Annotated in this window: 17 protein-coding genes; 16 read left to right on the forward strand and 1 reads right to left on the reverse strand. The window is 44.2% G+C overall.

Going from position 1 to position 17,598, the window contains the following annotated elements:
• The coding region (locus tag VTH8203_RS05750; RefSeq protein WP_208617716.1) for a transposase at positions 1-150 on the forward strand (150 nt) is incomplete at its 5' end.
• Positions 151-404: 254 nt separating this feature from the next.
• On the opposite strand, the gene VTH8203_RS05755 is transcribed toward VTH8203_RS05750, so the two are convergent.
• On the reverse strand, positions 405-2,492 hold the full coding sequence (locus VTH8203_RS05755) for a flagellar biosynthesis protein FlhA (protein ID WP_096992801.1): 2,088 nt from the start codon (positions 2,490-2,492) through the stop codon (positions 405-407).
• A gap of 167 nt (positions 2,493-2,659) precedes the next feature.
• Between VTH8203_RS05755 and lafA the strand changes: the two genes are divergently transcribed.
• The 15 genes from lafA (at position 2,660) to VTH8203_RS05835 (ending at position 17,593) form a co-directional block, all read left to right on the forward strand.
• Positions 2,660-3,550, forward strand: coding sequence for a lateral flagellin LafA (gene lafA, locus VTH8203_RS05760; protein ID WP_088876845.1), 891 nt, complete (start codon positions 2,660-2,662; stop codon positions 3,548-3,550).
• Positions 3,551-3,616: 66 nt separating this feature from the next.
• On the forward strand, positions 3,617-4,939 hold the full coding sequence (gene fliD / locus VTH8203_RS05765; RefSeq protein WP_096992802.1) for a flagellar filament capping protein FliD: 1,323 nt from the start codon (positions 3,617-3,619) through the stop codon (positions 4,937-4,939).
• 11 nt (positions 4,940-4,950) lie between these two features.
• Positions 4,951-5,355, forward strand: a complete 405-nt coding sequence (locus VTH8203_RS05770) for a flagellar export chaperone FliS (protein ID WP_096992803.1) — start codon at positions 4,951-4,953, stop codon at positions 5,353-5,355.
• Complete coding sequence (locus VTH8203_RS05775; RefSeq protein WP_096992804.1) at positions 5,339-5,638, forward strand: hypothetical protein; 300 nt, start codon at positions 5,339-5,341, stop codon at positions 5,636-5,638. The genes VTH8203_RS05770 and VTH8203_RS05775 overlap by 17 nt, the downstream gene beginning before the upstream one ends.
• Positions 5,639-5,640: 2 nt before the next feature.
• Positions 5,641-6,825: a flagellar hook-length control protein FliK gene (locus VTH8203_RS05780; RefSeq protein ID WP_096992805.1), complete on the forward strand. Its 1,185-nt coding sequence runs from the start codon at positions 5,641-5,643 to the stop codon at positions 6,823-6,825.
• Between the two features lie 2 nt (positions 6,826-6,827).
• Complete coding sequence (locus VTH8203_RS05785; protein WP_096992806.1) at positions 6,828-7,262, forward strand: flagellar biosynthesis sigma factor; 435 nt, start codon at positions 6,828-6,830, stop codon at positions 7,260-7,262.
• A 9-nt stretch (positions 7,263-7,271) separates the two neighbouring features.
• On the forward strand, positions 7,272-7,979 hold the full coding sequence (locus VTH8203_RS05790) for a sigma-70 family RNA polymerase sigma factor (protein ID WP_096992807.1): 708 nt from the start codon (positions 7,272-7,274) through the stop codon (positions 7,977-7,979).
• Positions 7,967-8,833 (forward strand): flagellar motor stator protein MotA, encoded by an 867-nt coding sequence (gene motA, locus VTH8203_RS05795; protein ID WP_096992808.1) that lies wholly within the window; start codon positions 7,967-7,969, stop codon positions 8,831-8,833. Before VTH8203_RS05790 ends, motA begins: the two co-directional genes overlap by 13 nt.
• Positions 8,834-8,846: 13 nt before the next feature.
• On the forward strand, positions 8,847-9,818 hold the full coding sequence (locus VTH8203_RS05800; RefSeq protein WP_244181151.1) for an OmpA family protein: 972 nt from the start codon (positions 8,847-8,849) through the stop codon (positions 9,816-9,818).
• A 690-nt stretch (positions 9,819-10,508) separates the two neighbouring features.
• Positions 10,509-11,966 (forward strand): protein adenylyltransferase SelO, encoded by a 1,458-nt coding sequence (locus tag VTH8203_RS05810; RefSeq protein ID WP_096992811.1) that lies wholly within the window; start codon positions 10,509-10,511, stop codon positions 11,964-11,966.
• Between the two features lie 161 nt (positions 11,967-12,127).
• On the forward strand, positions 12,128-12,856 hold the full coding sequence (locus VTH8203_RS05815; RefSeq protein ID WP_096992812.1) for a response regulator: 729 nt from the start codon (positions 12,128-12,130) through the stop codon (positions 12,854-12,856).
• Entirely contained in the window at positions 12,856-14,310 is a 1,455-nt protein-coding gene (locus VTH8203_RS05820) for an ATP-binding protein (RefSeq protein WP_096992813.1), read from the forward strand. The genes VTH8203_RS05815 and VTH8203_RS05820 overlap by 1 nt, the downstream gene beginning before the upstream one ends.
• Before the next feature lie 130 nt (positions 14,311-14,440).
• On the forward strand, positions 14,441-15,694 hold the full coding sequence (locus VTH8203_RS05825; protein WP_096992814.1) for an ABC transporter substrate-binding protein: 1,254 nt from the start codon (positions 14,441-14,443) through the stop codon (positions 15,692-15,694).
• A 115-nt stretch (positions 15,695-15,809) separates the two neighbouring features.
• On the forward strand, positions 15,810-16,739 hold the full coding sequence (locus VTH8203_RS05830) for a carbohydrate ABC transporter permease (RefSeq protein ID WP_096992815.1): 930 nt from the start codon (positions 15,810-15,812) through the stop codon (positions 16,737-16,739).
• Entirely contained in the window at positions 16,736-17,593 is an 858-nt protein-coding gene (locus VTH8203_RS05835) for a carbohydrate ABC transporter permease (RefSeq protein WP_096992816.1), read from the forward strand. The genes VTH8203_RS05830 and VTH8203_RS05835 overlap by 4 nt, the downstream gene beginning before the upstream one ends.
• Positions 17,594-17,598: the final 5 nt, after the last annotated feature.

Raw genomic sequence — 17,598 nt, forward strand, 5'->3', positions numbered from 1 at the left:
GTAAAACGTAACTTTACTGGGAGAAAATTCTGGGCAAGAGGTTACTGTGTTAGCACAGTAGGACTCGATGAACAGATGATTCGTGAATACATACGTAATCAGGAGTCGGAAGAAAAACGCCAAGAGCAGTTGCGACTCTCGGGCTTATAAAACATAGCCCCTTCTAGGGGCTTTCATCATACTACCGGTTTCACCGGTAGTTTTGATTGCTAATTTAGGCAAATCGCTAGCAAACTTTTGTCCAATTCCGAGTTACGATACCAGCAGGCCGAGTGTCAGAAGGCCGACTTTGTAAGATCTAGTCAAGACTAACCAAGGCAAGTTGTTATTCCTCAATAAACGTCTCCGCCCCCAAAAAGAGTTGATTGATGCCGAGTTATTAACGTAGCTCGGTTTTTTTAACGTTACTCAACATCACCAAGTACGTTTAACCCATACTCATTCGGAATCTCATTGTAGCTAAGCACGATAAGCTCTTTAGCAAAAGCCTTGGCCAATTTGGCCACCATGGGTCGTGTGGTTGGTGGAACAACGATAACAGGGGGTAGATTTTGGCTTTGCATGGTTTGGACTATTGTCGGCATGCGGTTTTGAAACTTTTGTAATACAGAGGGTTCAACGGGGATGGCATCTAACGGAATGTTTGGGTCGCCCTGTTGACTAAGAGAAATCGCGCCTTTCAGTTCATTTTCCAATGTAGAACCGATAATAAAGGCGTTAATGGTTTTGTTGTTGGGCGATACCAAATTCACTATGGTTCGTTTTAACGCCACACGAATATTTGATGACAGCAGAATTGGATCCTTAACCGTATCGATACTTTCGATAATGGTGTTTGCGATGGTTCGTACATTAATGATGGGCACTTGCTGAGCAAGTAACTGGCGAATCACTTGCATTTGCAGGCTAGGCGAAATCACGTTGGCAAGGTTTTCTGCCAGCTCAGGGTGGTGAATAGCGAGTCGGTGATTGATTGCTTTCACATCATCATAATTAAAGATATTGTCTAGATGTTCACTGCATACTTTGCTGACGTGTGTCGCAATCACGTCATACACCTCAATAACCTGAAATCCGAGGTTAATAGCTTTAGTTTTGTCCGCTTGGTTTATCCACAAAGCAGGGAGCTGATAAGCGGGGTCGACACCCACGATGCCATCTAGGTCTGGGTGGTCAATTCGGTTGCCAACCGCCATGGATTTATCGGCATAGACTTCACCGCGCTCTATTTCATCGCCATCAATACTAATCGCGTACTCTGAGGGTTTGAGCGCGAGATTATCGGTAATAATCACCTCTGGAATCACAAAACCAATTTGTTCGCTCAAGGTTTTGCGGCTGCCGCGAATACTCTTGATGAGATTACCTCCTTTCTTATTGCTAGCAAGAGGTACTAACTTAAACCCTAGAGAGAGCGCTATCACATCGACATTGGGAATGATGCTCCAATCAATCGTGTTTTCATGATTGGTGCGCGGTAGCGCGTCTACATCAGATTCGATCTGTTCAGGAGTAGCTTGAAACGTTGACTGACGCCAACCAACAAATGCCAGCAAGACGGTAAAAGTATAGAAAGCCAGATGAGGCATGTTTGGCACGCTTCCTATAACGAACATTACGCCTGCTGCCATATAAAGGTTGTTTGGCGAGGCGAGTAACTGCCTTTTTACGGTTTGTGCCATGTCATTATCGTTGTCACTAATTCGCGTTACGATAATGGCAGCGGAAGTTGCAAGTAATAGTGATGGGATCTGAGCAACAAGACCATCACCTATAGTGAGTAAAGCGTATGTTTGAAAGGCGTTCTCTGCAGAAAGGCCATACTCAAAAATACCGATGAGTACACCGCCAATAAGGTTAATAAATAGGATCAACAATCCCGCGATAGCATCGCCTCGAACGAACTTACTTGCCCCATCCATGGCGCCGTAAAACTCCGCTTCTTCACCGACTTCTAAGCGTCGAGCTTTGGCTTCGTTTTGATCGATAGCCCCTGCATTAAGGTCAGCATCGATGGCCATCTGTTTCCCTGGTAATGCATCAAGAGTAAATCGAGCGGATACTTCTGAGATCCGCTCGCCACCTTTGGTGATCACTACAAAGTTAATGATCATCAGAATCGCAAACACCACGATACCCACCACATAACTGCCGCCAATCACGACCTCACCAAACGATTGAATAACTTTACCGGCGGCATCGCCACCGTTATGACCCTCAAGCAAAACGATACGGGTTGATGCCACATTCAGCGTTAATCGAAGTAATGTCGCCACCAAAAGCAGGGACGGAAAAATAGAAAAGTCGAGAACTCGAGTGACTGTGCTGCTGACCAATAGTACTACAATAGCTAGCATGATATTAAAGGTAAAAAACGCATCAAGCAGGATCGGTGGTAACGGCAGAATAACCATCGCTAAGATCATGAGCAACACGATCGGAATCGTCAGCCTTGACGCTACTGCCTTAAATATGTTTCCCATAACAGCCATTTTTGTGGTTATTGTTGATTAAAATACTAGGATATTTTTCATCCACTTCTCACTTTTGAGTCGTGTAATTTTAAGGTTAATGGATTTTTTTTCGAAAAAATATGAAATGGAATTTTTGCACTGTCGTTAGCAGTCATTGAACAGCAAACACAGATGGGGAACATCAGATGGCTATATCAGTACACACTAACTACGCAAGCTTGGTCACGCAGAACACGTTGCAGTCGACAAACAGTGCGTTAACTAAATCTATGGAAAAACTGTCTACCGGCTTTCGAATTAACTCAGCTGCTGACGATGCGGCGGGCTTGCAAATTGCTAACCGTTTGGAAGCGCAGTCTCGTGGTATGAATGTAGCAATGCGTAACTCACAAGATGCTATTTCGATGCTGCAAACGGCAGAAGGTGCTTTCGATGAGATGACGAATATCGCTTATCGTATGAACGACCTAGCGACTCAAGCGGCTAACGGCACGAATACTACAGCAGATTTAGCGGCATTGGATTCAGAGTATCAACAGTTAGGTGAAGAGCTAGCGAATATTTTAGCAAACACTAACTACGGTGGTAATAATTTGATGAGTGGTACAGGGGCTTTTGATGCCACTATCGATTTCCAGATAGGTAGCACTTCAGCAGAAACATTAACATTCGATACAACGGTTGGCGGCGCTTCATCAGCTCTGGCCGACATTCAGACTTTTGTTGGTACTACTGGAGCACTGGGTATTGGTGATTTGACAACACAAGCTAACGCACTTACTGCTATGGATGCATTGACTGGCGATCCAGCTACGGCAACGGACAATGGATTTGTCGGTAACCTAGGTGAAATTCGCTCTACATTTGGTGCCACAATCAATCGACTAGAACATACCATTACCAATCTCGGTAATATGACTGAAAATGTGGATGCTTCTAAAGGTCGAATTATGGACACTGATTTCGCTTCAGAATCAGGCAATATGAGCAAACAACAAATGCTAATGCAATCCGGGGCATCAATGCTTAGTGCATCGAAAATGGTACCTCAACTAGCGATGAGCTTATTAGGATAATCATAGTAATAGCATGCCAAGGAGGGTAGAGCTGTACCTCCTTATTGGACTAAAGAGGGAAGGATCATGAACGTTGATGCGGTGCAGCTCGCCAGTAATTTTGCCAGCTTAGACGTGCAGCCTTTTGAGCTGCGCTACAACCAAAAATTGTCAACAATTTCGTCCAAGACATCGGCCATCAACAAAGTCAAAACCGCATTACAATCTCTCGAAAACAACATCTACCAGTTTACAAAAACAGGTTCTAGTCTCACTCAAACCTCGACGTCTACCTCCAGTGAAGACTACGTTTCGTTAACGACCAGTCCAGGTACGGAAGAGGTTAATCTTGATGTCTTCGTTAAGCAGATGGCATCTAATCACCAAGTTGTCTTTGATGCTACTTCTACCGACCCGAACGATGTGATGGCTGCGGCTGGAAGCTTTTCGGTGATGCAAGGTGGGGCTACGACCAGTATCAACATCATGGATGCTGATAGCGATATAAGTGGTGATGTCACCTACAGTGAGTTTGTGACTTACTTCAACGACCAGTTTGATGGTTCAATTCAAGCAACGCTGATTAAGTCGCAGGGAGCAATGAAAGTGTTGTTTGGCTCCGACAATGAGGGGGTTGAGGCCAGTTTCACCTTATCCGCGGATGTGGCAAGCGGTTGGGACACGACGGTAACAGCGGCAAGTGCGGCACCGTTACAAGCAGCTCAAGATGCCATTATTGCTCTCGGTAATGAATTTGGTACGCAGCTGACCAGTTCTAGCAATACTTTCGAAGACTTAATCGATGGTGTCGATCTCACGGTTCTCAAAGCGAATATCAGTGGCGATGCGGCGACTAATATCAATATAGGTAATGACATTTCCGCCACGGTAGCATCGCTGCAAGAGTTTGTAGATAGCTACAACAATGCTGTTAGCGAAATCACCAACTTGACGCAGTCAGGAAGCGAAGATGAAGCACGCGGGGTGCTCGCTTCCGACAGCACAATACGCAATATCAAAAACCAATTATCCAATGTTATTAGAGCTGATTATGGCGGAACTCGACTCTTTGAGCTGGGGCTAGAAATTGATCGCGACGGTAAATTGAGTTTGGACTCGGATGTGTTTGAAAGTGCCGCTGCTAACATCGATTTTGAAACACTATTTACAGGTACGGGCGGTGTGTTCGAAGCGTTTGAAACTCAGTTAGAGAGCTATATCGACTTCTCCAACGGCTCGCTCAATCGCCGAATTGATACCCTGAACAATGAAAAAAGTCGTATCAACGACGCCTTGTCTGCTTTGGATACTCGTTATGAGACCTACTATAACCGTTACCTTGCCCAGTTTACTCAATTGAATTCACTCAGCAGTCAATTGGATTCCGTTTCCGGGCTTTTCACGGTTTAAGGAGAAACCGCATGCTATTAGGAAAACAGCAACAAGCTAATTATGCCAACGTTCAAGTGGCCGCTAATGCATCAGTATCATCAAGTTTTGAGCTGATATGTATGTTACATGAGCGTCTAATTCAGGAGCTAGAAAGCGTCAAATACGCGATAGAGCATAAGGATCTTGAGCTTAAATCCAAAGCTTCTCAAAAGTCTATTGATATCTTAGTAGGGCTAGATGCCTCTCTTGATTTATCGACAGGGGAAGTCCTTATTCAGAACATACACGCCCTTTATGAGCATGGCATTGCGACGGTTTTTGAAGCATCTAAGGAGATGAATACCGAGCTAATAGACAAGCTTATTGAAGTGATGATGGATCTTAAGGAAGGGTGGGAAGGCGCAATGGAGTGGCTTGATGAAGCCCAGTCCTGAGCAATTAGAACGTCTTGTTCTCAAGCTAGAACAGGCGGTTACTAACAAACAGTTTTCTGAGATCGAAAAGCTAAACCGTTTGCTCAAACAGGTGCTGCTAGCCATAGAGCAATCACATCCGAGTTATTTGTCTCTGGTTGTGCGGTTGAAAATTGTTCACAACCAATGCAGAGCATTAGTAGAGCATGAACAAGTTATCCTTAAACAGCAGCTTAATGCTAATTCAAGTCTGCGCGAGCGAGATAAAGCGTATACCCAGACACAGGTGAGAGCAGGAGAATAGTCATGGAACTGCAAGGAAAAATGGCATCAAATAGTTGGACGACCAATGGCTTGGTTTTCGACTTGCTGTCGGTGGGCGACTCTGTGGTGAAGACCAATGTCGCTTCAACGCCTCACTCCTCACTGTCTTCTGAGCTTGGGGAAACTCGAATGACGCCCATTGCACACTCATTTCAAACCTTGTTCTCAGTGCTGAATCAGGTGCAGCAGTCGTTACCTATTGAACAAGGCGTTGTTTTTGAGAGCGATGTTCGCGAGGTTAATGAACACAGTATTTTGAAACCCATGAGTCTGTTGATGCTCGAAGAGCCTGCGCAGACGTCAAGTGTTAGCTTACCTCTGCCTGCAGAGGAGTTACGGTTTCGACTCAATGAAGTCGCAGGCTCAATCGCAGCCTCTATCCAAGTGCTAACAGCGTCATCGCAGCCCCATCAGCTCTCTTTTGAAGCTGACGAGCACAAAAATGATGAAGTGCTAGTGATTTCCAACGATATCTCCTTTTCTCAGCAGGTATTGAGTGGCGTGATATTGGATGTTAAGGACAGGTGGTTACCAAAGGGCGCACCTCAGACTCCCCCCTTTTTGCTCAAATTAGAATCTTTGCCAGGCATTGCGCCTAAGGCCAGCTCTATGAACCTTTGGACACCAGCAAGCTTAAAACTCAGCTCGCAACTCCCTCTTGGGACCATCACCCAACAATCCGCCGAAGCGCTGTATCTAGTAAATGAAACAACAGCAAGTCGAGTGGCACCGACTATTGAAGTCAGTAAAGCGCTTGACGTAGATAGCCAAAGACAAATTTACCAAGTGCTGCGAGATAAAATTCAGCTTCAATTGGACACCAGCAATCAAGCCGCTCGAATTCGTTTTGATCCACCAGAGCTTGGCAAAGTGGATATACATGTAAGAATTGATGGTGAGCGCGTTACGATCCAAGTGAGCGCAACGTCCGCGGCAACAAGGGAAGCGATTCTTGCGACATCAGAACGCCTAAGAGCAGAACTCGTCGCACAAAATAGTGAGCTTTCAGAGGTCACTATCACTCTAGGGCAATCAAACTCACAGTCGTTTCAATCTCAACAACAAAGTGGGCATTCAGAGTCAGATATCAACCCGAAGACCAATGATACGTCTAGTCAAGATAGCAGCGATGTTTTGGAATATCGTGCTTACATAGCGAGGGCTTAAGGATGACTAAAATTATTGTCACATTCGTCGCGACGCTTGCTCTCTCGGTGACAGGTTTTTGGTTGTACCAAAGCAATATGTTGAACATGGCGTCATTGAGCGCTTGGCTTTCACCGACAGAGCCTGAACCAGTAAAAATGCAACAGGTTGAGATTCAATTGGAAAATGTCTTAGTGCCCATTAATTTAGGTAATCGACAAAGCTTGCTTTTGCTTGATGTTTCCATGTTTACCCCACAGAAAAATGGAGCCTATGTGCATGAGCAATTAAGCCGAATTAAGAATCGAATCATTAAAAAATTCAGTATCAAAGAAGCCTCTTATTTCTATAACAAACAGTTTATTTACGTGATTCAAGACGACCTTAAAGACGACTTGGATGAATTACCGAGCTTGCAAGTCGGCGATGTACTTGTCACTAAAGCGGTCTTTCAATAGGTTGTCACTATGTTGATGCAGCCTAAATACCAGCATACCCAAACTAACGACCAAGCTACGTTGCAGGAGTTAGAAAAGTTGGTGTTGCAACAAAATATCAAGCTGATTAACGGGCTGCTGTATCAATATCGTTACGCGGTTGATGAAGGAACGTTTGAAGAGTTACGTCAAACAGCCATGATGACGTTGGTTATTGAACTTAGGAAGTTTGACCATGTCGCCAATGATGACTTTCGTCGTGCTGTGGCGGTACGAATTCGAGGTGAACTCGTCGATGAACTGCGCCGTCGGGATTACATGGAGCGCGATAAGCGCCAATTGGTCAATCGAATCAAACACGCTGAACGGCAATTAGTTCAGCAGTTGGGAAGACAGCCCACAACCAACGAAATTTGTCATCATTTAGGCATTGAAAGTCATGATTTTCAACAAGCCATGACGCTGGTGGATGTGTTTGATGATATTGAGTTGGATACAGTGATAACAGCGGTTCCGGAAACGGATCGAGAAGTGCTGTTCAATGAAGTGAAACAAGTATTAAACACGCTTCCTGAAATGGAAAAGCGCATTCTTTATTTGGTGTACGTGAAAAGCTTAAGTACCAAAGAAACGGCACTGGTTCTCGATATTAACGAAATCAAGGTGCATCGATTGAAGCACCGAGGTTTGGACATTCTCAAGAGTAGAATGAAGGAGAGTGATGTATGCAAAAATTGATCGGTATTGTTGTGGTGCTGAGCGTAATTTTTGGCGGTTTCATTTTCCTTGGCGGTAAATTTGAGTTTATCTTCAAACTGTCAGAAATCATCATTATTTTCGGTGCGGCGTTTGCCAGTTTATTAATGTCGACCACCTCAGCGACCTTGAAACTCATGGCTCAACAGATTGGTATTGCCTTTCGCGCCACGCCTTACAATAAAGATTATTACCAACAGCTGTTATCCCTGATGTTTGAGCTGATTAATACCGCCAGAGTTCAAAATATCAAAGCACTGGATATTCATGTTGAAAACCCTGATTCGAGTAAGATTTTCGCTAAATACCCTAAGATCACCAATGATGCGCTAACAACTCAATTTATCATTGATTCTTTCCGACAGGTGATCACTGGAAAACAATCTCAGCATTTGTTAGAGGCTTTTCTTGAAGAGGAAATCGAGCACCTTGAAGATGAATACACTAAGCCCTCAGAGAAATTGCATGCCACAGCGGAAGCCATGCCGGGGCTCGGTATTCTTGCGGCGGTTATGGGTATCATTCTTACCATGCAAGGTCTTGATGGCGAGATAAGTGAGATCGGTAAGAATATCGCGGGTGCGTTAGTCGGAACCTTTACCGGCGTATTTGGTTGTTACTGTGTACTCGGGCCGATGTCGAGCAGTATTAAAGACGTATCCGAGAACCAGTTAGCGCCGCTGCTGTGTGTGAAATCAATCCTGTCAGCGTACGCTCAAGGTCAATCAGCACACATGTGCGCGAATGCAGGGCGTAAAAATATCGAGACTCGCTATAAACCGTCGTTTGTCGAACTAGAAAAAGCGGTAGAAGTGCTCAGACAACAGCCTTCATAAGGCTAAGGAGCAAATGATGGAACAACCAAATATCATCATTAATAAAAAAGGACGTCGTAAGCGAAACGAACTGCAACATGGTGGTTGGAAAGTTGCTATGGCAGACTTGATGATCTCGCTAATGTGCCTTTTTCTCGTGTTGTGGATACTGCAAGTTGTTGATGTAGACGATCAGAAAAAGCTGTTGTACTATTTTGCTTACGGTAATGATCCCATTATGCATTTAGGGACTAACGAAAGTGGTGGCAATTCTATCAACCCACTACCACTGCCCCATGTCGCGACATCTCATTACGATGCAGAATTGCATCGCATCAACGACACCTCAGTACTTGAAGGTGAGTTTAACAGTCAACAAGAATTAGAGGTACTCGCTCAGCGGGTCAAACAAGAGCTATCCGGCATTGATGCCCTTGGCAGTGTCAGCGTATTAGTCACCCCTCAAGGCGTTAAACTGGTGATTGCCGATTCAGATAAAGGCCCAATGTTTTTTCGAGGAGGGGCCAAAGTGACGCCTTTCTATCAGGATTTGCTGCTGAATTTAGCGGGGCTGCTAGAAAAAATCGAAAACAAGATGATCATCACCGGGCATACGGATGCGAGCCGCTATAAAGGAAGTCGAATGACGAACTGGGAGCTGTCTAGCAATCGAGCTAACAGTGCTCGTTACTATCTAGATAAGGGAGGACTGAAAGAGCGCCATATTTTCCAAGTGACGGGGATGAGTGACACTGCGCCTATTGATTTCGATAATGCTAAATCCGGCATTAACCGTCGTATTGAACTGTATATCTTAACCGCGAAGACGTTAAATGAATTGAATAAGGTCTATAAGACCTTTGCTCTAGAACAAGTGGATAGGGCTTCACCTCTAGCGGAAAAAGAACTCGATACAGTGTTACAAGAGTCACATCGTCAGGCCATTGGACAGGCGGAGTACAATCAACCAGTAACCTCGTTTGAGGTGATGAATCGTTATGACTGAGCTACTTCACTCGGTTTTCAATATGCGAAAGTGCCTAGCATGGCTTGTGGTTATAGATTATGTATTAATAGGCTTTTACGTCTATTTAGCGACGAGTTTGGTATATTTCGATGTTTTTCTTATTGGAGTTTTGATAGCTCTGTATAACATTTTGCTTGTGACGGTTGTTGTTCATCAACCACCAGGCTTTATTTCACTAGGTAGAGATAAGCATCTTGTTATCCCTATTTGCTTTGCCACTTTCCTTGGTTGCACTATTGTTGTTTTAACCGTTTTTTGGTGATTTTTCTGGCGCTATTTCAAAGGTTTTTGCGAACAGCGTTGCAAAAATAACCATTTAAGCCTAAGTTGTAATAGTAGTGTAATAAAAAGGAGTGTTTGTCTATGCATCAAGAAATGATTCAACCTTCCAACCTCGGCGTTATTAGTCGCACTTGCCTATTCTCTCTGGGTACAGTACTCGCCATTCTGGTTTTGCTCTAATAACGTAGACCTTAGGGGACAGCTCAAACGCAAGCACTTGAGTTTGTAGATGAGCGTTCCTCTAGGCGTAGCAAGCATGCCTAGCTCTATTCTCATCTCTTAGTAAAATCTTCAAATAAGTGAATATCCACACTTTTCGTTTGTTTTCTATCCACGACAACTCGCTATACTCTAATTCATTGTTATCGAACCCGTATAGAGCTGCCTATGTTTTCGCTGGATTCATTGTCTTTTTCGCATCGTTTTTTAGCCCTTCCTAAGAGTTTTTACACACAGGTTGAACCAACACCTCTGGACAATCCACGCTGGGTGGCTTGGAATCAAGATCTGGCGGCTGAGCTTAGATTGCCTAACGAGGTTGATGAGGAACACGCTTTGCTGGATGTGCTTTCTGGTAGTTTGTCGAATGAGCAGATTAAGCCACTTGCAATGAAGTATGCGGGCCATCAGTTTGGTATTTATAACCCCGATTTAGGCGACGGGCGTGGCTTGTTGTTGGGAGAACTAACGGCAAAGTCGGGCCAGACTTTCGATCTGCATCTTAAGGGCGCTGGGAAAACCCCTTATTCTCGTATGGGAGATGGCCGAGCGGTATTACGTTCGACCATTCGTGAGTATTTGTGCAGTGAAGCCATGAAGGGGTTAGGTGTACCAACGACAAGGGCTTTGGCAATGATGGTCAGTGATACACCTGTGTATCGAGAAAAAGTAGAGCAGGGGGCGCTACTGTTGCGAGTCGCCGAAACGCATATTCGCTTTGGACATTTTGAACACTTCTTTTATAGCGGTCAGCATGAGCAGCTTCGTGTGTTAGCCGATAAGGTCATTGCATGGCATATGCCTCAATGTTTAACCGCAGACAAGCCTTATGTCGCCTTGTTTGCTGAAGTGGTACGTTTGACCGCAGAAATGATCGCGCACTGGCAAGCCAAAGGATTTGCTCACGGGGTGATGAATACTGATAACATGTCAATTTTAGGGCAGACTTTTGATTATGGTCCTTTTGGCTTTATGGACGACTATGAACCAGGGTATGTCTGCAATCATTCTGATTACCAGGGGCGCTACGCGTTTGACAACCAACCATCGATAGCAATGTGGAATTTGGCGGCATTGGCTCATGCTTTGTCTCCTCTTATTGACCGCGAAGATCTCGATAATGGATTGGAAACCTTTACGCCACTCTTGCAAACAGAATACAGTCGGCAAATGCGCGAGAAGTTTGGTCTATTGACTAAGCAAAATGAAGATGAGAAATTCTTCATTCGATGTTTTGCTTTTATGAAAAGTGAAAAGGTCGATTATACTCGTTTTTTCAGATCATTATCGAATATAGATAGCAATGGGATTACACCTGTGGTTGACTTGTTTATTGATCGCGCTAAAGCACAATCTTGGGTAGAAAGCTATATGTTGCGTTGTCGCTTAGAAAATGATTCAGAGACTGAACGCTGTCGAAAAATGCGTTTGGTGAACCCCAAATACATTCTAAGAAACTACTTAGCTCAACAGGCGATAGAGCTAGCGGAAAGCGGTGATTTTTCTTTGGTTCATAGACTGGCAAATGTGCTTAAAGCACCTTATGAAGAACAACCAGACGCTGAAGAACTCGCCAAGCTGCCACCTGAATGGGGTAAACGTATGGTAATCACCTGCTCATCATAAAGATGAATGAATTTGTTAACCCTTCATAGCCAAATCGTATCAGCATGTCACTTTTGTGACTTTGCGCAAATTCAAGCTGCAAATTATATAAACGAAGCAATAATAAATTTCCCCATAAAGCCTTACACTATAGAAAGTAAGTGCTGACTTAAGGAAATAAAATGCAGGCTAAGACGCACATTTTGGTTGTAGATGATGATGAAGAGATCCGTCTCTTACTCGATGAGTATTTGACGAAATCTGGCTTTCAAGTTTCTACTGCTGAAGATGGGTTAGAGATGGAGCTATTCATTAAAGCGAAAGGTTACCCAGATCTTATTCTGCTCGATGTCATGTTGCCGGGAGATGATGGTTTTACTCTTTGCCAACGTGTACGACGAGATTCGCAAGTGCCAATCATTATGCTGACGGCGGTATCCGATGAAACCGATCAAATCATAGGTTTGGAAATAGGTGCAGATGACTATATTGCTAAGCCCTTTAGTCCTCGTCAGCTCATGGCGCGCATCAAAGCGTTGTTGCGTCGTACCCATCTCAGTAGTGAGAAGACAGAAGATTTGCCACCAAGAACGATTGACTTTGGCGACTGGCATTTAGACACCATCGCTCATCGTATGACCAATAAGTTGAATGGACGCACGCATGACCTATCCGGTAGTGACTTTGCGTTGCTGATGCTGTTTCTGTCTCGCCCGAATGAAATTCTCAATCGTGATACGATATCTTTTGCTACACGAGGTCGAGAGGCACTCCCCTTCGAGCGTGGTATTGATGTTCAATTGAGTAGAATTCGAAATCGATTGGGTTCCAGTAAAGCCTATCCTGACTATATTAAAACGATACGTGGTAACGGATATATTCTTTCTGTACCCGTAAAATACGATCAATAATGTCTAAAGTTCATTGGTTCAAGCGGCTGAACCCAAATTCGCTAGTGGCAAGAACGCTGTTGCTTACATTACTCGCCGTGTTATGTTCCCAGGCTGTTCTCACTGCCATTTGGTATCAAAAAACCAAGCAAGACGAACTTTCGGGTATTCGTGATACTTCTGCTAGTATGGCAACCATGTTTGCCTCGACGGTGACTTTTTTCCAACAATTGCCGACGGCCTATCGCCATATTGTACTGGATCAGATCCGTAATATGGGTGGTACGCGATTCTTTGTGTCATTCAACAGTGAAGAGCTCATTGTTGATCCGATCCCCGATACACCGCTCAAACTCGCTTCCATGCAATCAGTTACGCGTGTGCTTAAAGAAAAACTACCAAAAGTTGAATCTGTCAGCGTAAACTTCTCTAAAGCAGCAAATCTAAGGCTGATTAAAAATGATATTTTTCTGGATGACTTACCAAAATCTTGGGCTCATCACACCCTGACTCTTGGACCTCTTGACCCACCAATAATGGTGGTGCAAATCAAACTTAAAGAGAGAGAGTGGATCTATGTGGCGGCGTTATTGCCTTCCCCTTACATGCAATTAGATGACACTATTTTTTCTAAAGATCAGTTGGTATTCCTAATTATCTTTACATCGTTACTTTTGGTGCTGACCTTTTTACTGGTTCGAGCTCAGGTAAAACCGCTGAGACGACTTGCAAAAGCAGCAAATGAAATGAGTATGGATGTAGACCAGTCGCCAATAAAAGAAGAGGGTGCAACCGAACTAGTGATGGCCACTCGGGCCTTTAATCGGATGCAAACTAGGATCCGAAAATATATTTCCGATAGAGAGCATTTATTTACGTCTATTTCCCACGATTTAAAAACACCTATTACGCGACTAAGGCTCAGAGCCGAGTTGCTCGATGATGACATTAAGCGCCACAAATTTAATCAAGATCTTGATGACCTAGAAATGATGGTAAAAGGGTCACTGCAATGCGTTCGCGATACTGAACTGCATGAGAATCATGAATTTGTGGACCTAAACGAGATGGTTAGAAACATTTCAGAGGCCTATAATCAAGTTCACACACGAGTAAGCTTTAGGGTTTTGCCAATTGAGCCTGTCGTTTTGAAACCGCTTGCGATTAAACGGGTATTGACCAACTTGATCGACAATGCTGTTAAATATGGCAAGCATGCATTTGTGTCAATTGAAGAGACTCCAACATGGACCGTGATCACAATATTAGATAAGGGTGAAGGTATTCCTGAGTCAAAGATGGAAGTGGTTTTTGAGCCGTACGTTCGCTTCGAAATTGATAAAGAAGGTCACGGTTTAGGCTTGGGGATATGCCGCAGCATTCTTCATGGATTGGGTGGAGACATCACACTACAAAATTCGATTCAGGGGGGATTGGAGGTAAAAGTTTACATACCACCAAACTTAGAGGTATAGGTTGTAATGTAACATTATTGTTACCATTGACTAACAATTTGTTGCGTTTTTTGTTGCTCATTTTTTCTACACTTAGTGTCGAGAACAGGCAATAAAGGCCTTTTGTCTAATTGATACATGGAAGAAAACAATGAACATTAATAAAACTCTACTGACTCTATCTCTCTCTGCTACCTTCTTACCATCGCTGTCTAATGCAGGCGAAGTAGAAGTCCTTCACTGGTGGACTTCTGGTGGTGAGGCTAAATCCGTGCAAGAACTTAAAGCGATGCTAGAGGAGCAAGGACATTCTTGGAAAGACTTTGCTGTAGCAGGTGGCGGCGGTGAGAGCGCGATGACGGTGCTAAAAACTCGCGCGGTATCAGGCAACCCCCCTTCCGCGGCTCAAATCAAAGGCCACGATATTCAAGAATGGGGCGGGCTTGGCTTTTTGACCAACCTAGACGATGTTGCGCAGTCTGGTAAATGGGATGACGTTGTGCCAACCATGGTCACTGATGTAATGAAGTTCAACGGTGAGTACGTCGCTGTACCTGTTAATGTGCACCGTGTTAACTGGTTGTGGGCTAATCCAGAAGTATTGAAGAAAGCAGGCGTGGGGGTTCCTAAAACACTCGATGAGTTTTTTGCTGCGGCAGAAAAGATAAAGGCGGCAGGTTACATTCCTCTTGCACACGGGGGACAGCCATGGCAGGACGCAACAGTGTTTGAAGCGGTCGCCCTAGATGTATTGGGCTCTGATGATTACCGTAAGGCATTTGTTGAACTAGATATGGATACGCTATCTGGAGATAAGATGGTCGAAGTGTTTACCAAGTTCAAGAAAGTTCATGATTACATCGATGCCAACTCTCCTGGCCGAGATTGGAACGTTGCAACCTCAATGGTTATTAATGGTGAAGCTGCAATGCAAATTATGGGGGATTGGGCAAAAGGTGAATTTACCGCAGCTGGTAAGGTGCCAGGAAAAGATTATATCTGCGCTCCTGCACCAGGTACGGATGGTCAATTCACACACAACGTAGACAGTTTCGCGTTCTTTGAAATCAAAGATGAAGCGAATGTATCAGCGCAAAAGGCATTGGCTGCGACTATCTTGGATAAGGATTTCCAGGAAGTATTTAACCTCAACAAAGGCTCAATTCCAGTTCGTACTGATATGGACATGAGTGCGTTTGATCAATGTGCACTGGACTCAATGGCAACCTTCAAAGCGTCAGCTAAGACAGGTGACCTTGTACCGAGTATGGCTCATGGTATGTCGACAACCAGTTACGCACAAGGCGCCATCTATGATGTAGTGACTAATTTCTTCAATGATCCCAACGCGGATCCGAAAGAAGCAGCACAGAAACTGGCCAAAGCGGTCAAAGCGGCTATCTAGTCCTCCTGAATCAAGCGTTAAATACGACCCACTCCTTTTTTAAAAGGGAGTGGGTGGTGCTCTGCACCTTTAACGTTTGCTCAATTCCGAAAGCAGTTTTTAGTTAGGAAAGGTTATGGAGCAGACTTTGAAAGCACACAACTCAAATAAACAGTCCGAGCCGAGATTTAGCTTGGTAGATCGCTTACAGCAATGGCTACCAAAATTAGTTATGGCGCCCACTATGCTAGTGACCATAGTGTGTATCTACGGATTTATCTTCTGGACCGCTGCGGTCTCAATGACTAACTCGCGTTTTCTACCTTCGTTCAATTTTGCTGGCTTCTTACAGTATGAAAAGTTGATGGAAAACGATAGATGGATCACCTCAATCACCAACCTCGGAATCTTCGGGGTGTTGTTTATGCTCATTGCGATCCTCCTTGGCGTAGGGCTGGCAATATTACTTGATCAAAATATTCGTCAGGAAGGCGCGATTCGTACCATTTATCTCTATCCAATGGCACTGTCTTTTATCGTGACAGGAACAGCATGGAAGTGGATTTTGAACCCCGGGCTTGGTATTGAAAAATTAATGCATGACTGGGGATTTGATAGTTTTAAGTTTGATTGGCTCGTAAACTCAGATATGGCTGTCTATACGCTAGTTATAGCTGCGGTTTGGCAGTCATCTGGTTTTGTAATGGCAATGTTTTTAGCAGGCCTTCGTGGTATTGATTCATCCATTATCAAAGCCGCGCAAATCGATGGTGCCAGTTTACCAGCTATTTACTGGAAAATTATCTTGCCATGCCTGCGACCGGTATTTTTTAGCGCGGTTATTATTACCTCGCACATTGCGATAAAGAGTTTCGATTTAGTTACGGCCATGACTGCGGGTGGTCCTGGTTATTCATCGGATTTGCCTGCGCTATTTATGTATGCGCATTCATTTACACGAGGGCAGATTGGTCTTGGTGCTGCCAGTGCTATGATGATGCTTGCTGGAATACTGGCTATTTTGGTTCCGTATCTGTACTCGGAACTTAGGGAGAAGAAATCATGAACTCGTCAATGAATTTCTCCAGATTATTTGTCTATGCAGCATTGACCTTCTTTTGTCTGATATACCTGATGCCTTTGTTTGTTATGTTTATTACCTCTTTTAAAACACTGCCAGATATCAAAGCAGGTAACTTGATGTCGCTGCCAACTGAATGGGTATTCGATGCGTGGAGGAAAGCTTGGTATAGCGCCTGTACAGGTGTGAAATGTGAAGGTGTGAAGGGCTATTTCTGGAACTCATTCCAAATGGTGATTCCTGCTGTAGCTATTTCAACCTTGCTCGGCGCGTTCAACGGTTACGTTATCACTAAGTGGAAGTTTAGAGGCTCAGATTTGTTTTTCAGCCTACTATTGTTCGGATGCTTTATTCCGTTTCAAGTTATTCTACTCCCAATGGCAGCTCTTCTTGGCAAGCTGGGTCTAGCAAATACAACCGCTGGTTTGGTGGCCGTGCACGTTATCTATGGCATGGCATTTACGACGCTGTTTTTTCGTAACTTCTACATTGCGGTGCCGGACGAGCTTGTCAAAGCAGCCAAATTAGACGGCGCAGGCTTCTTTACCATTTTCTTTAAAATCCTACTGCCGCTGTCAACACCCATCATCATGGTGACGGTGATTTGGCAATTTACCTCGATCTGGAATGATTTCTTGTTCGGGGTGGTCTATTCAGGCTCTGAGACACAGCCGATTACAGTGGCACTCAACAACTTAGTTAACACAAGTACAGGCGTAAAAGAGTACAACGTTGATATGGCGGCGGCGATAATTGCAGCGTTACCAACCTTGGTGGTCTATGTTCTTGCAGGGAAGTATTTTGTTCGCGGTCTGACTGCGGGTTCAGTAAAAGGATAATCAAC

Source organism: Vibrio thalassae (assembly GCF_900089835.1).
Lineage (GTDB): Bacteria > Pseudomonadota > Gammaproteobacteria > Enterobacterales > Vibrionaceae > Vibrio > Vibrio thalassae.

Bases quoted from the DNA above. Each gene is read 5' to 3' on its own strand.
- VTH8203_RS05755 (WP_096992801.1), bottom strand. From the start codon at position 2,492: ATGGCTGTTATGGGAAACATATTTAAGGCAGTAGCGTCAAGGCTGACG.
- lafA (WP_088876845.1), top strand. From the start codon at position 2,660: ATGGCTATATCAGTACACACTAACTACGCAAGCTTGGTCACGCAGAAC.
- fliD (WP_096992802.1), top strand. From the start codon at position 3,617: ATGAACGTTGATGCGGTGCAGCTCGCCAGTAATTTTGCCAGCTTAGAC.
- VTH8203_RS05770 (WP_096992803.1), top strand. From the start codon at position 4,951: ATGCTATTAGGAAAACAGCAACAAGCTAATTATGCCAACGTTCAAGTG.
- VTH8203_RS05775 (WP_096992804.1), top strand. From the start codon at position 5,339: ATGAAGCCCAGTCCTGAGCAATTAGAACGTCTTGTTCTCAAGCTAGAA.
- VTH8203_RS05780 (WP_096992805.1), top strand. From the start codon at position 5,641: ATGGAACTGCAAGGAAAAATGGCATCAAATAGTTGGACGACCAATGGC.
- VTH8203_RS05785 (WP_096992806.1), top strand. From the start codon at position 6,828: ATGACTAAAATTATTGTCACATTCGTCGCGACGCTTGCTCTCTCGGTG.
- VTH8203_RS05790 (WP_096992807.1), top strand. From the start codon at position 7,272: ATGTTGATGCAGCCTAAATACCAGCATACCCAAACTAACGACCAAGCT.
- motA (WP_096992808.1), top strand. From the start codon at position 7,967: ATGCAAAAATTGATCGGTATTGTTGTGGTGCTGAGCGTAATTTTTGGC.
- VTH8203_RS05800 (WP_244181151.1), top strand. From the start codon at position 8,847: ATGATGGAACAACCAAATATCATCATTAATAAAAAAGGACGTCGTAAG.
- VTH8203_RS05810 (WP_096992811.1), top strand. From the start codon at position 10,509: ATGTTTTCGCTGGATTCATTGTCTTTTTCGCATCGTTTTTTAGCCCTT.
- VTH8203_RS05815 (WP_096992812.1), top strand. From the start codon at position 12,128: ATGCAGGCTAAGACGCACATTTTGGTTGTAGATGATGATGAAGAGATC.
- VTH8203_RS05820 (WP_096992813.1), top strand. From the start codon at position 12,856: ATGTCTAAAGTTCATTGGTTCAAGCGGCTGAACCCAAATTCGCTAGTG.
- VTH8203_RS05825 (WP_096992814.1), top strand. From the start codon at position 14,441: ATGAACATTAATAAAACTCTACTGACTCTATCTCTCTCTGCTACCTTC.
- VTH8203_RS05830 (WP_096992815.1), top strand. From the start codon at position 15,810: ATGGAGCAGACTTTGAAAGCACACAACTCAAATAAACAGTCCGAGCCG.
- VTH8203_RS05835 (WP_096992816.1), top strand. From the start codon at position 16,736: ATGAACTCGTCAATGAATTTCTCCAGATTATTTGTCTATGCAGCATTG.